At 62.2% G+C, this 13,178-nt stretch carries 16 protein-coding genes; all 16 read left to right on the top strand.

Annotated features, from left to right (window positions below; all coding sequences use genetic code 11):
* Positions 1–2 precede the first annotated feature (2 nt).
* The 16 genes from C1I89_RS23865 (at position 3) to C1I89_RS23790 (ending at position 13,176) form a co-directional block, all read left to right on the top strand.
* Complete coding sequence (locus tag C1I89_RS23865; RefSeq protein ID WP_102774920.1) at positions 3–1,703, top strand: terminase large subunit; 1,701 nt, start codon at positions 3–5, stop codon at positions 1,701–1,703.
* Positions 1,703–3,043 carry a phage portal protein gene (locus C1I89_RS23860; RefSeq protein ID WP_102774919.1) on the top strand — a complete coding sequence of 447 codons (1,341 nt, stop codon included), beginning with the start codon at positions 1,703–1,705 and terminating at the stop codon, positions 3,041–3,043. Before C1I89_RS23865 ends, C1I89_RS23860 begins: the two co-directional genes overlap by 1 nt.
* The gene (locus C1I89_RS23855) at positions 3,009–3,749 is read left to right on the top strand and encodes a head maturation protease, ClpP-related (RefSeq protein ID WP_102774918.1); all 741 of its coding nucleotides are present in this window, start codon (positions 3,009–3,011) and stop codon (positions 3,747–3,749) included. Before C1I89_RS23860 ends, C1I89_RS23855 begins: the two co-directional genes overlap by 35 nt.
* Positions 3,750–3,818: 69 nt before the next feature.
* A complete protein-coding gene (locus tag C1I89_RS23850) occupies positions 3,819–5,057 on the top strand; it encodes a phage major capsid protein (protein ID WP_102774917.1) in 1,239 nt (412 codons plus the stop codon).
* 66 nt (positions 5,058–5,123) lie between these two features.
* Positions 5,124–5,507, top strand: a complete 384-nt coding sequence (locus C1I89_RS23845) for a hypothetical protein (RefSeq protein WP_146196939.1) — start codon at positions 5,124–5,126, stop codon at positions 5,505–5,507.
* Between the two features lie 2 nt (positions 5,508–5,509).
* Positions 5,510–5,929 (top strand): head-tail connector protein, encoded by a 420-nt coding sequence (locus C1I89_RS23840; RefSeq protein WP_102774915.1) that lies wholly within the window; start codon positions 5,510–5,512, stop codon positions 5,927–5,929.
* Positions 5,926–6,276 (top strand): head-tail adaptor protein, encoded by a 351-nt coding sequence (locus tag C1I89_RS23835; protein WP_102774914.1) that lies wholly within the window; start codon positions 5,926–5,928, stop codon positions 6,274–6,276. Before C1I89_RS23840 ends, C1I89_RS23835 begins: the two co-directional genes overlap by 4 nt.
* Positions 6,269–6,766 (top strand): HK97 gp10 family phage protein, encoded by a 498-nt coding sequence (locus C1I89_RS23830; RefSeq protein ID WP_102774913.1) that lies wholly within the window; start codon positions 6,269–6,271, stop codon positions 6,764–6,766. The genes C1I89_RS23835 and C1I89_RS23830 overlap by 8 nt, the downstream gene beginning before the upstream one ends.
* A complete protein-coding gene (locus tag C1I89_RS23825) occupies positions 6,756–7,115 on the top strand; it encodes a DUF3168 domain-containing protein (protein ID WP_102774912.1) in 360 nt (119 codons plus the stop codon). The genes C1I89_RS23830 and C1I89_RS23825 overlap by 11 nt, the downstream gene beginning before the upstream one ends.
* Positions 7,116–7,177: 62 nt before the next feature.
* Positions 7,178–7,831 (top strand): phage tail protein, encoded by a 654-nt coding sequence (locus C1I89_RS23820; RefSeq protein WP_258231513.1) that lies wholly within the window; start codon positions 7,178–7,180, stop codon positions 7,829–7,831.
* Positions 7,831–8,142 carry a phage tail assembly chaperone gene (locus tag C1I89_RS23815; protein WP_102774911.1) on the top strand — a complete coding sequence of 104 codons (312 nt, stop codon included), beginning with the start codon at positions 7,831–7,833 and terminating at the stop codon, positions 8,140–8,142. The genes C1I89_RS23820 and C1I89_RS23815 overlap by 1 nt, the downstream gene beginning before the upstream one ends.
* Positions 8,142–8,450, top strand: coding sequence for a DUF1799 domain-containing protein (locus C1I89_RS23810; protein ID WP_102774910.1), 309 nt, complete (start codon positions 8,142–8,144; stop codon positions 8,448–8,450). Before C1I89_RS23815 ends, C1I89_RS23810 begins: the two co-directional genes overlap by 1 nt.
* 2 nt (positions 8,451–8,452) lie before the next feature.
* A complete protein-coding gene (locus C1I89_RS23805) occupies positions 8,453–11,251 on the top strand; it encodes a phage tail tape measure protein (RefSeq protein ID WP_102774909.1) in 2,799 nt (932 codons plus the stop codon).
* A 2-nt stretch (positions 11,252–11,253) separates the two neighbouring features.
* Entirely contained in the window at positions 11,254–11,610 is a 357-nt protein-coding gene (locus C1I89_RS23800; RefSeq protein WP_181391038.1) for a phage tail protein, read from the top strand.
* Between the two features lie 49 nt (positions 11,611–11,659).
* A complete protein-coding gene (locus tag C1I89_RS23795; RefSeq protein WP_102774907.1) occupies positions 11,660–12,394 on the top strand; it encodes a phage minor tail protein L in 735 nt (244 codons plus the stop codon).
* Positions 12,391–13,176: a C40 family peptidase gene (locus tag C1I89_RS23790; RefSeq protein WP_102774906.1), complete on the top strand. Its 786-nt coding sequence runs from the start codon at positions 12,391–12,393 to the stop codon at positions 13,174–13,176. The genes C1I89_RS23795 and C1I89_RS23790 overlap by 4 nt, the downstream gene beginning before the upstream one ends.
* The last annotated feature ends 2 nt before the right edge of the window (positions 13,177–13,178 follow it).

Genomic DNA, 13,178 nt, shown 5'->3' with positions numbered 1-13,178 from the left:
GCATGGCCTGGACCACCGCGTGCCCAGACTGGGCGGATCGACTGCGGGCGCGACAGTCGATAATCCCCCCGCCGATCTTTCCGGACCAGGCCGAGTATGCGTTGGGCATCTTCAAGCAGTTGAAGGTAGTTGACCTCCCGCAGGTCTATGACGATGCCATCGGCGAATACCGGCATCAGACGTTTGGCGAATGTTCCGAGGAATGGGTGTTCGATTTCGTCCGCGCCATCTTTGGCGGCTATGAAGAGGACACGGGAAAGCAGCTGATCCGTGAATACGGGTTGCTCATCAGCAAGAAGAATACGAAATCGACTATTGCCGCCGGCATCATGCTGACCGCGGTCATCATCTGCTGGCGCCAGGAAGAGGAACACCTGATCCTGGCGCCCACGAAGGAGGTGGCCGACAACAGCTTCAAGCCAGCTGCGGCGATGGTGCGGGCGGACGAAGAACTATCCGACATGTTCCATGTCCAGGATCATGTACGCACCATCACGCATCGCACGACGCGCAACAGTTTGAAGGTTGTTGCGGCCGACACCGACACGGTGTCGGGGAAGAAGTCGGGCCGTATCCTCGTTGATGAACTTTGGCTGTTCGGCAAGCGTGCAAACGCCGTGGCGATGTTCCTTGAGGCTCTGGGCGGCCAGATATCGCGGGACGAGGGCTGGGTCATCTACCTCACCACACAAAGCGACGAGCCGCCGGCGGGTGTATTCAGAGAAAAGCTCTCTTACTGGCGGGATGTGCGAGACGGGAAGGTGATAGACCCGAAGACGCTGGGAATCTTGTATGAATTTCCGGACGACATGATCGAGGCAAAGGCCTATCTCGATCCGGCCAACTTCTATATCACCAACCCCAACCTAGGCCGTTCGGTCAGTGCCGAATGGCTAGGCGATCAGCTTAGGCTGCTGCAGGCCAGAACGGACGGAGCATTCCAGCAATTCCTGGCCAAGCACCTGAATGTCGAAATCGGGCTGAACCTGCGTTCCGACCGCTGGGCGGGCGCGGACCATTGGCTGCCGCGCGGGCAGCGCACATTGACGCTGCACGCCTTGCTAGAGCGCTCCGAAGTGGTCACGGCAGGCATTGACGGCGGTGGCCTCGATGACCTGCTCGGGCTGGCATTTATCGGGCGAGAGCGCGGCACAGGCAACTGGCTCCATTGGGGGCGCGCCTGGGCTCATCCTTCGGCGTTGGAACGTCGGAAAGAGATTGAACCCAGATTGCGAGATTTCGAGCGTGCCGGCGAGCTGGTCGTCGTGAAGCATATCGGCGACGACACCGCCGAACTGGCCGCCCTGGTGCGCCAAGTTTACGACGCGGGGCTATTCCCAGAGAAAAACGCAATCGGGGCCGACCAGAACGGGGTGACCTTCAACGACGCGCTGGTAGAGGCAGAAATCCCCGAGGATCTTATCGTCGGTGTGTCCCAGGGCTGGAAGCTTGGCGGAATCATCAAGACGGTCGAGCGAAAACTGGCCGAAGGGACGTTTCTGCATGGCGATCAGGCATTGCTGGCCTGGTCGGTGGGAAATGCGCGTATCGAGCAACGCGCCAATGGCATCTTGATCACCAAGCAGGCGAGTGGAACGGCGAAGATTGACCCGCTCATGGCGTTGTTCGACGCCGCGCAGCTCATGGCGCTGAACCCTGCGGCCGGCGTCAAGAAAATTCAACAAGGATTCGTGGTGATGTGATGGGACTACTTTCCAAACTCTTGGGTGGCGGCAGCGCCGAACAGCCGCCGCAGGCGGAACGGAAGGAACCAGGATTCGCCAGCCTTGCTGACGGGGAAACCGTTTCGTCGTCTGATATCCGGATTTTCGAGGTATTCGGCGACCCTCGGACCGCCTCGGGCGCCGTGGTGAATGAAAGGACGGCGATGCGTGTTTCAGCGGTGTACGCTTGCGTGTCGCTGATCGCCGGATCTATCGCCCAGCTGCCGCTGCCGATCTTCGAGCGGATCAGGGGATCACGGCAGCAGGTCGATCACAGCTATTGGTGGACGCTGAATGAAGAGTTCTGCCCGAACTGGGTGGCGTCCGCAGGCTGGGAGTTTCTGGTGACCCAGATGCTGCTGCGTGGCGATGGCGTCGGCTACATCACCCGCAACCGCGCCGGCGCCATGACGGGCATGATCCCGTGGCCACGCGACCGAGTGGATATTCGCGAGCAGGCGAGGGATAGCCCCCGCGACCCGAGGCGGCTGCAATACACCTTTCACGATGACAAGGGGTACTTCACCGTCGACCAGGACGACGTCATCCACCTTCCCGGCTTCGGCTTCAACGGCGTGAGTTCTATGTCGGTGATTCAGTGGGGGGCGCGCAACGGCATTGGCATTGCAATTCAGGGCGACGAACATGCCGGAAAGTTTTTCAGTGAAGGAGGAAAGCCGGAGGTCGCCATCAAGGCCCCAGCGGCGATGTCTCCCGATATGCAGGAGGACTTCCGGGCCGCCTGGGTAGCGAAATATGGCGGCATTCAGGGAAACCGCCGAATCCCGCTGATTCTGACCGAAGGGCTGGACATCAAGGAACTGACTATGTCGGCCGTGGACCAGCAGCTCCTGGAATCGCGGCAATGGCAGGTTATTGACATCGCGCGGGCCTTTGGCGTCCCCCCGCACATGATCGGGGAAATGACGAAGGCGAGCAGTTGGGGTAGCGGAATCGAGCAGATGGGTATCGGTTTCGTGAAATACACGCTTGCCCCGCACCTGAAGCGCATCAAGGCCGAACTGAACCGGAAACTGTTCCGGACCGCCCGCTACTTCACGGAACACAACGTGGACGGATTGATGGCCGGCGATTCCAAGGCTCAGGGCGAGTACTTCTCTAAGGCGCTGGGCGGGCCAGGCACTCAGGGTTGGATGTCGGTGGACGAAGTGCGCCGATTGAAGAACCTCCAGCCGCTGGGCGGTGCGTTTGACCGGCCAACCCTTGCTGGCGCTGCGCAGGGTCCGGCGCAGCAACAAGACGATCAAGACAGGGAAATCCAAGATGAAAATTCCGAAACTGCTTCAGCTGGCGCGTGACAACGCCTCGGGGGCGAAGCCGTTGCGCGCCGAAGCCGGCGAGGGCGAGGCCACCATCTACCTTCACGGCGTTATCGGCGGATGGTGGGGCGACATTGACGCGACCGAGTTCGCCAAGACGCTCAACGCCATCAAGGCGGAAACCATTCACTTGCGGATCAATTCACCGGGCGGTGACGTTTTCGACGCCCGCGCCATGATGACCGCGATTCGCCAGCACTCGGCCAAGGTCATCGGCCATGTCGACGGGCTGGCCGCCTCTGCGGCGACCGATGTCTGCATGGCTTGCGACGAGGTGGAAATCACCAAGGGCGCCTTCTTCATGATCCACAACGCGTGGACGGTCGCCATTGGCAACAAGGCCGACATGCGCGAAACGGCGGACCTACTGGAAAAGGTCGACGGCGCGATCACTGCCGACTACCAGGCGCGAACCGGGCAGAAAGCGGACCAAGTGAAGGCGTGGATGGATGCCGAAACCTGGTTCAGCGCCGAAGAGGCGCTGGAGCATGGCTTTGTGGATCGAATTGTCGAGGCGGCCGGAAAGAAGGCGACGGCATCGAACACCTGGAACCTCGGCGCTTACCAGAACGCGCCCAAGGCCCTGACCGAGCCGCAATCGCCGGCCGTCGATGACGCCAAGGTGCAGGCTCTCAGAAACGATCTTGAGCGGCGGTTTTCGCTGATCGAGGCAACACCTGCTTAAGCGGCTCCCGCTCGCAGGACAACCCCACCGCCCTCGGGCGGTTTTTTTTCGACTGAAGGAAACCACACTATGGCTTTCAATCTGCAAGCCGAGCGGGAGCGCCGCAACGCGCTGGCCAAGGAAACCCGCGCCCTGCTGGACAACAACCCCGGCGCCAACTGGAACGCTGACCACCAGAAGAAATACGACGACAACACGGCGGAAATCGAGCGCATCGACGCCGCCATCGCGCGCCATCAGAAGATGATGGATCTGACTGCCGAAAACGACCTGCAGAACGCCGGCGTGCGTGAGCACGACGTGCGCCCCGGCGCCAACAAGGGCCGCCCCGCTGATGTGGCGTTGTTCGACAAGTGGTGCCGTGGGGGCGACAACGCACTGACTGCGGAGGACTGGACGCATGTGCGCAACGCCATGAGCGGCAACCCCTCGGTCAATCCCGAGCAGGGCGGCTATACCGTTCCGACAACTGTCGCCACTTCGATTCTGGACGCGCTCAAGGCGTTCGGCGGGATGCGCGCAGTCGCGAACGTCTTCACGACCGGCGGCGGCGAGCCCATGCAGTATCCGACCAGCGACGGCACCAACGAAGAAGGCGAAATCGTCGCCGAGAATCAGTCGGCCAGCGACCAGGACGTGTCGTTCGGCACGAAGGGCCTGTCGGTGTACAAGTTCAGTTCCAAGGTGGTGACCGTCCCCTGGGAACTTCTGCAGGACAGCTCCTCGGACATCGAGGGCTTCATTCGTCAGCGCCTGCAAACGCGCCTCGGCCGCGTCACCAACCGCCATTACACCGTTGGCCCCGGCACTGCCGGCCCGACCGGGGTTGTCACTGCCGCGGTGACGGGCAAGATCGGCGCGGTGTCGGCAACGCCCGTCATCACCTACGACGATCTGGTGGATCTGGAACACAGCGTGGACCCGGCCTATCGCCTGGGCGCCAAGTGGATGTTCCACGATGACATGCTCAAGATGGTGCGCAAGATCAAGGACGATCAGGGTCGCCCGATCTTCGTTCCCGGCTACGAGCAGGGCAACCCCGGGGGCGCTCCGGATCGCCTGCTGAACCGCGATATCCAGATCAACCAGCATATGCCGGTGCCGGCCGCCGCGGCGAAGTCCATCGCCTTCGGAGACTTCAGCCTGTACAAGATCCGCGATGTCATGTCGATCACCCTGTTCCGCTTCAACGACTCGGCCTATGTCAAGAAGGGCCAGGTTGGCTTCCTGGCGTGGATGCGCTCCGGGGGCAACCTGATCGACGTTGGCGGCGCGGTCAAGCTGTTCCAGCACGGGGCCGCCGCCTAAGCGGCCAAGTAGTCACCCTGCGCCGGAGGGCGAGTGCCCCCGGCGCAATTTAGCAAGGACGAAACCATGGCACGAAAAGCGGCACAGCCGGCCCCGGCCGGCGACGAATCGAACGCTCCTGCGGCGTTGGTGCCCACGGAGGGGGGCGGCGGCCAAGCGACACCGGGCAGCGATGTTCCGGCTGGCCAGAACGACGGCGGCGTGAGTATCAATGTTTCGGAGGGGGGCGACCCCGGGGCTACGCCGGCGGCGCCGCCGGAGGAAGGCGCGCTCGCCGCCGCCGATGCGCCTCCGAGCGAGGGCGGATCGGTTCGCGCGCTGGTGTTGCACGACAGCATCTACGGCAAGTGCGGCGAAGTCCGCGACTTCGACGCTGCACTGGTCGCGGCGCTAAAGGACGCGGGATACATTGACCCGCATCCCAATGCCGTTGCCTTCGCGGGAGGGTAGACATGCTGCGCCTGATCGCTGCCGCGACACAGGAGCCGGTGACGGTGGAGCAGGTAAAGCGGCTACTGCATATCGACCACGACGCGCTGGACGAGGATATTCCGGGCGTCATTACCGCGGCGCGCGAACTGGTCGAGCGCAGGACGGGCTTTGCACTTGCCGAGGCATCGTATGAGTGGACGCCGGTTGGCGGCAGGGTATCCCCCCTGCCCATCTGGCCTGGCGAAACAACCAGCGAGGCGGGCGTACTTCCGATCCTGTTCACGAGCAAGCCAGGCCCGGTGCCGGAGCCGCTGAAGCTGGCCATCATCATGCTGGTGGGCGACATGATCGAGAATCCGGAGGCTGCGGGCGAAAAGGTCTTGCACCAGAACCCCGGCTTCGCCCGCTTGGTCTTTCCTTATACGCGGGTGCTGCCATGACGGCCCGAGCGCGGAATCGCCGCATCCTGGTACAGCGCCGCTCCGGTTCAGTGGACGATGCGGGTCAACCACTGGACGAATGGATGAATGTCGGTCCCCTTTGGGCCGGCATCGCGAACGAGACGGGGTTGGGGGCGATTCGATCAAGCCTGCAAGGCAACGTGTCAGCGTCCATTGCGCGTTATAGCTTTCTGGTGAGCTTCGAGGCCGCCAGGGCGCTGGGTATTGACGAGGGAATGCGGATCATCCATGACGGGGATGTTTTCGAGGTCAAGGGCATTACCCGCGACTTCAAGGACCGAAGGAGCGCATTCCTCATCTGCGAACTGGGAGGCAACGATGGCTAAAGGGCTTCAGGCGTCTTTCGACACCTCCGGCTGGTCGGCTGGCCTGGATCGGTTGCTGGGGCCCGCACGGATCAGCATGGCGCGCTCCATGGCCGTCGCCGGCGGCGAGGTTCTGCGGGACGAGGCGAAGGCACGCGTAAACACGCACAACGGCGTGCTCGGCGCAGCGATCTACCTTGCCTTTCGGGAACGGTATTCCACTGATCGGGAGATCCAGTATGCCGTCACCTGGAACAAGCGCAAGGCGCCGCACGGCCACCTGGTCGAGTTCGGGCACTGGCAGATCTATGCGGTGGTCCGAAAACCAGACGGGAGCTATGTCACAGACAAGCGCCGCAAGCTGGCGACGCCGAAGTGGGTGCCCGCCTATCCATTCCTGCGGCCGGCGTATGAGGCCGCCTCGGCGAGGGCGCGGACGGCCATGATCCAGCGCGGGCGAGAACGGCTCCCTGAATTGCTGGCTGGACAGGGGGGGCGAGATGAGCCTTGATGCAGATCTCAAGGTGCTGCTGGGTCCGCTGGTCGCGGGCCGGATCTACCCGGATGTGACGCCGGACAAACCGGTTTTTCCGCTGATCGTCTACCAAGGCGTCGGCGGCACGGAGCAGTGGTACGTCGAGGGTAAGCGCCGAAAGAAGCGTCACCAACGCGTCCAGGTCTACGTTTGGGCCACCACGCGCCTGGAGGCATCCGGTATCGCAGATCTGATCGGAACTGCTCTCTGTGAAAGTGGCTTTCCTGCCGTAGAGCCCTACGGCGCACCCACCAGCCTCTACGAAGAGGCGATCAAGAAGTACGGCACCCGCCAGGACTTCGGTATCTGGTTCCTTCCCTCCTGACCTTCCCCCGCTTCTACATCGAACCCGGCCACGCGCCGGGCTTTTTCATTTGAGGAACACAAATGTCTTCCATCTTCATCAACGGCACGCGATATTCCATCTCGACGAAGCTCGCCGCGGCCGCCGCCATCTCGGCCCTCTCCAATGCGAATCCGGCGGTTGCCTCCGCAGCCGCCCCGCCGCAAGACGGCTCCATCCTGGTTCTGAAATCGGCGTGGACCAATCTGAACGAGACCGTGGCGCGCAGCGCCAATGCAGACGCCGACAGTTTCGAGCTGGAAGGCGTGGACACCACGAGCACCGTCCTGTTCCCGGCCGGCGGGGGCGCGGGCTCCTATCAAGAGGTCAGTTCCTGGGTAGACCTGGACCAGGTGCGCGACGTGGTGATGGCCGGCGGCGAGCAGCAGTTCTTCAGTTATCAGTACGTCGAAGATCCTACCAGCCGCCAGCGCCAGAAGCCGACGTTCAAGAACGCAATGACCATGACGGTGTCGCTGGACTATGACCCGGACAAGCCTTGGTATGCGGCCCTGATCGAGGCTGACCGCCTGCGCGAACCCGTGGTCGTGCGCGGCGTGCTGCCCAGCGGCTCGACGCTCTATTACTACGCCTATCCCTCGTTCAACAAGGTCCCCGTCGGCCAAGTGAACGAGAACCTGCAGAACACTGCCGTTTTTTCCCTGGTCGCCGATCCCATCCGCTACGAGGCCGCGTAATGACGTTCAAGATCAAATCCAATCCGACTATCGACGCCTGCATCACCATCGTCGGCCAGGGGCGCGAGCAGCAACTGAACATCACGTATCGCCACAAGACCGGCAAAGAGTACGAAGCGTTGATGAAGCAGTTGGCGGCCGGCGAGATTACGACCGCCGACCTGCTGCTTCTCCTGATCGCGGATTGGGACGCGGACATGCGCGTAAGCAAGGAATCGATCGAATTGCTTTGCGAGCATCAGCCTGGCGCTGATTTGGCGATTGCCAGCGCCTTCAACGATGCCATCCGGGTTGATCGCAAAAAAAACTGATGGAGGCTGTGGCGGCGTTCCTGTGGGAGCCGCCATCAGCCGCAACGTTAGCAATGGCCGGGCTAAAGCTCAGTGACTTTCCTCGGCCTTGCGTCGAACTCTGGCCTGACCACGTGCTGGCGTTCAACCTTTTCACGCGCAACTACACACAGTGGCGTGTAGGGGCTGGGGGGCCGATAGGGCTGGACTACGGGGTCCTGTATCACGATCTGGACCGTCAAGAGCTTCCCAAGGCGGAGCAGCAGGAAATCATGGACGTTCTTCGGATCATCGAGCGGGCGGCCTTGGAAATCTTCCGTAAGAGTTGAACATGGCACAGGAAAGCATTGGCACTGCGCGGCTAGACATCGTTGTCGACACCTCGCAGTTTGACGCCGCGATTACGTCGGCCAAGCGCCGAACCAGCGACATGTCTCAGGCCGCGCAGGCCGACTATGCGAAGCTGACGGCTGCGGAGCGCCGCCGTGTTGACGCCCTGGTGAACCAGGCCAACACCATCAGCATGACCCGAAAGGAGCAGATCCTTTACAACGCTGCCCTCCGTGGTGTGCCGACTTCGCTTCTGGACGAACTGAAGGCCAAGCTGGCGGGCGCGGGCGCGGCGGCGGCCAACGCCACGAAGCAGCTGAACCAATATGGGATTAGCGCTGCGCAGCAGGCGGCCGCGCTTAGGGGAGTCCCGGCCCAAATCACTGACATCGTGGTTTCGTTGCAGGGCGGGCAGCAACCGCTGACCGTGTTGCTTCAGCAGGGCGGGCAGTTGAAGGACATGTTCGGCGGCATCGTGCCGGCGGCGCGGGCGCTGGGCGGGGCGCTGTTGGCCCTCATCAATCCGTACACCCTGGCGGCTGGGGCGGCCGCAGCGGTGGCTGTGGCTTGGGTAAAAGGTTCTTCCGAAGCGGAGAACTTCCGTGAGTCACTAATTCTGACCGGCAATGCCGCGGGCGTAACGGCGAGCAATCTCGTCGCGATGGCGCACGGCCTGGGCCAGATTACCGGAAGTCATTCGCGCGCAGTTCAAGCCCTGAACGCCGTGGCGGCCTCCGGGAAGCTTTCCGGTACCGCTCTGGCGGACGTGGCTCTCATCGCCGCTGAAATGCAGCGCGCGGCTGGCGCGGAGATTGAGGGCACAGTCGAGATTTTCGCAAAGCTCGGAAAGGACCCCGTGGCGGCGGTTGTTGACCTGAACGAGCGCTACGGAATATTGACCGGCTCCGTATACGCGCAGGTTCTGGCTTTGAAGGAGCAGGGGCGAGCGCAGGAGGCGGTGGAACTGGTCGCCCGGCAGGCGGCGGTGGAGCTCACTGGGCGCACATCCGCGCAAAAGGAGAACCTGGGATCGCTTGAATCGGCTTGGAACAAGCTGGGTGCAGCTGCGTCGTGGGCTTGGGGCAAGATGTTGGACATCGGCCGGGAAGAGTCGGTCGATGAAAAGATCAGGAGCGCAGAACGCGAGGTTCGTCAACGGGCCGAGATCATCCGAATCGCTGCTGAGGGAGGGGCATCGATCAGCGACAAGGAGAAGGCGGGTCTGCGAAATGCCCAGACCCTCGTTGATTCGCTGAAGTCTCAGAAGAAGGAGGCCGAAGACGCGGCGAAAGCGCAGGCGGAACAGCTCAAGATCAACCGTGATGCGATCCAGGCGCGGCAGGAAATCTCCAAGCTGATTGAAGAGGGCGCGTCAAAGGCAGAGCAGCGCAGCAAGGCACTGAAAGACCTAGACGACCGCATCGTCAAGGCGCAGAAAGACGGTACGACGCTGGCCGCTTCCGACATCAAGGCGGCGCGTGCTGCCATCGAGCGACAGTTTGCGGATAGGGGCACAAAGAAGGTTCACACGGACGATGCCGCAACCAAGCTCTTGCAGCAGTATCGCGAGGCGGAGGCCTCTCTTCAGGCTCAGATCACCAGCGAAGGCAAGCTGACCACCTGGGGGCAGAAGCGCGCGGAGTTCGAACAGCAGATCGCGGACCTGAAGGCCAAGAAGGTCCTGACGGCCGACCAGAAGAGCCTACTGGCGCAGGAAGACCTGCTGCGCCGCCAGCTTGACCTGAACGTTGCGGCAGAAAGGGAACTGCGCACGAGGCAGGAAACCGCCAAGGTCGACGCGCTGCGTGTCAGCTTGGCCTCCACGCGAGATCTGGAGCAGCAACAGTATGCCGACCAGATAGCTGGTGTGGGCCTGGGCGACCGCGCGCAGGAGGAGCTTCGCGCACGCCAGGCGATCTTGCGGGACTACCAGCGCCAGCAGGCGCAGTTCGACCGGTCGATGGCGTCAGGGCAGATGACGCCAGAGGCCTATCAGAGCCAGACGGCGCTCTTGCAGGAACACCTGAATCTGCGTCTGTCGATGCAGCAGCAGTATTTCGACCAGGTCCGGGAGGCGCAGGGCAACTGGAAGAATGGCGCAACTTCAGCGCTGGCCAACTATCTGGACTCTGCCGCGAACGTGGCCGGGCAGACGAAGATCTTGTTCTCCAATGCCTTCCAGGGCATGGAGGATGCGATTGTCCGCTTCGCGACGACGGGAAAGCTCTCCTTCAAGGATTTCGCGACCTCCGTAATCGCAGACTTGGCGCGAATTGCGGCGCGTCAGGCGATTGTAGGCATGGTCGGCAGCATCGTCGGCTCTCTCGCTGGCGCCGCCACGTCCGCTGGGGTCTCAGCAGGCGCGAGCTACCAGGGTAGCGGCATGCCCGCGGTAGGCAGCACCGAAGGGATGACGGCTTCCGGCTGGACTTCGATTGCTGGCGCGCGAGCGTCCGGAGGTCCTACGGCGGCCAATTCGCTGTACCGCGTGAACGAACTCGGCCCCGAGTTGTATTCGGAGGGGGGGAACACCTACCTGATGAGTGGCAAAAACGGGGGCTATGTCACGCCTCTCAAAGCGGGCGCAGGAGAACTGGGAAGTACGGCTGCGGCGCCGCCGATTATCAACGTGAGCGTCACGGTTTCGCGAGATGGTCAGGAATCCAATGTTTCAAGCAATGAGCAGGTCGGCAAGGCTCTGGGTGAAGCCATTGCTGCGACGGTCCGCGACCAGATCGCGAAGTCGTGGCGACAAGGGGGCATTTCCTACAACTCGTCGCGCGCGATGCAAGGGAGGTGAGCGTGTCGTTTGAAACCTTTACGTGGCGGGTTACGGACCGCACCGCAGCAAGGTACGTCCCATCGCTCCTCACGGCGCAATTCAATGATGGGTATGAAGCAGTCGCGGTCAACGGACCGCGCATGCAGGCGCTTCGTACCTCCTGGCCCTTCGTAGTGCCCGGCTCCAAGGCCGAGGTGCTGGAGGTGCATAGGTTCCTTGAGCGCAACATGGGCCGCCGGTTTATCTGGCGCGATCCATTCACTGGCGAACGCCGGTTGTGGCGCTGCGTTGTGTGGGAGTCGAACCCGCAAGGTGGTCCGATGTGGACCGTATCCGGTGAATTCAAGTACGCCGGCCAGCTCCCTCCTGGAGCGTGATATGCCCGCAGAAATCGAATACATCTCCTACTTTCAGGAGCGCATGTAGATGGGAATTTACGCCGACGTGCAGCGGCTCGATATCGGCGATCAGGTAGATCTCTACGAGATCGACCTGACAGAGTTTGGTGGCGAGCGCTTGCTTTTCCACGGGTACATGCAGGTCGGAAACATCGTTTTCGACGGGCAAGAGTACACCGCCTGGCCGATTGCTATCGAGGGCATTGAACAACGGTCAGAAGGTGTGCAGCCGCAGCCCACCCTGACTGTTTCTAACATCGGCAGCGACGTGAACGGCGATCCGGTTCCCGGTTTGGTTTCGGCGCTGTGTATCCAGTTTCAAGACATGGTTGGAGCGCCTGTCATTATGCGGCGGACGCTTGGAAAGTACCTGGATGCTGTCAATTTCCCGGATGGAAACCCTGACGCTGATCCGACGCAGCAGTTTCCCCCGCAGCGGTGGCGGATCGAGGCACGGCTCAGTTCAGATGATGAGGTTGTCAGCTTCGAGCTGGGTAGCGTGCTGGACACCGGCGGCCAGAAGATCCCCGACCTGGTCGTAATGGTGAGCGTTTGCGCGTGGCTGCGAAAGGGGGGCTATCGCGGTCCGTACTGCGGATACACCGGGGCCGCCATGTTTGACGAGGACGACAACCCCACCACTGATCCCGCCAAGGACCGCTGCGCGGGCCGCCTCTCGTCCTGCAGGCTGCGTCAAGCCGGCTTCCCGGATCAGTGCATCAACATTCTCGCCGCGCCAGCAGCGGACAGGTTACGTGCATGATTTCTAAGGAAACGATCCGGGCCGTTAAGGTCCACGCCGAGCAGGAGTATCCGAAAGAGGCTTGTGGCCTCATCGTGCAGGATGCCGAGGGGCGTGACGAGTACTGGCCGCTTCTTAATCGGGCGGACCGGCCGGAAGAGTACTTCGTCATCGCCGCCGAGGACTTGATCCGCGCCGAGGAAGCCGGCCGCGTGCTGGCAGTGGTGCATTCCCACCCCGAGGGGCCGGATGCTGCCACCGACGCTGACAGAGCCTACTGCAATCAAGAGGACGTCCCCTGGTACATCGTGGCGGTCTACAAGGACGACGAGGGCGTGCCGAAGGCGGGCAACGTCTTTGGCATCGCGCCCACCGGAAAGCCCATTCCGTTGATGGGCCGGCCATTCGTTCACGGCGTATTGGACTGCTACGCCATTATCCGTGATTGGTTCGGGCGATGCCGCGGCGTCGAGCTCCCCAACCACAAGCGCGACGACCTATGGTGGGAAAAAGGACAGAACCTCTACATGGACAACCTCGCCTCCGATGGCTGGCGAGTGTTGGCCGAGGATGAGCCGCTGCAGACGGGCGACATGATTCTGATGCAGATCGGCGCTGATGTCGCCAATCACGCTGCCCTGTACCTCGGGGTCGAGCAGCTGGAGGAGGGGCCGGCGCTCCATCCGATGAGCGAGGCAATGATTCATCACCTCTATGGCCGCCCGTCCGAAAGGACCATGTATGGCGGCATGTACAAGCACTGCACCGTGGCTATCGCCCGGCACCAGTCGCTGGAGAAATAGCA

The organism is Achromobacter pulmonis (assembly GCF_002885955.2).
Classification (GTDB): Bacteria; Pseudomonadota; Gammaproteobacteria; order Burkholderiales; family Burkholderiaceae_B; genus Achromobacter; species Achromobacter pulmonis_A.
This window is presented reverse-complemented; position numbering and strand designations above follow the sequence as displayed.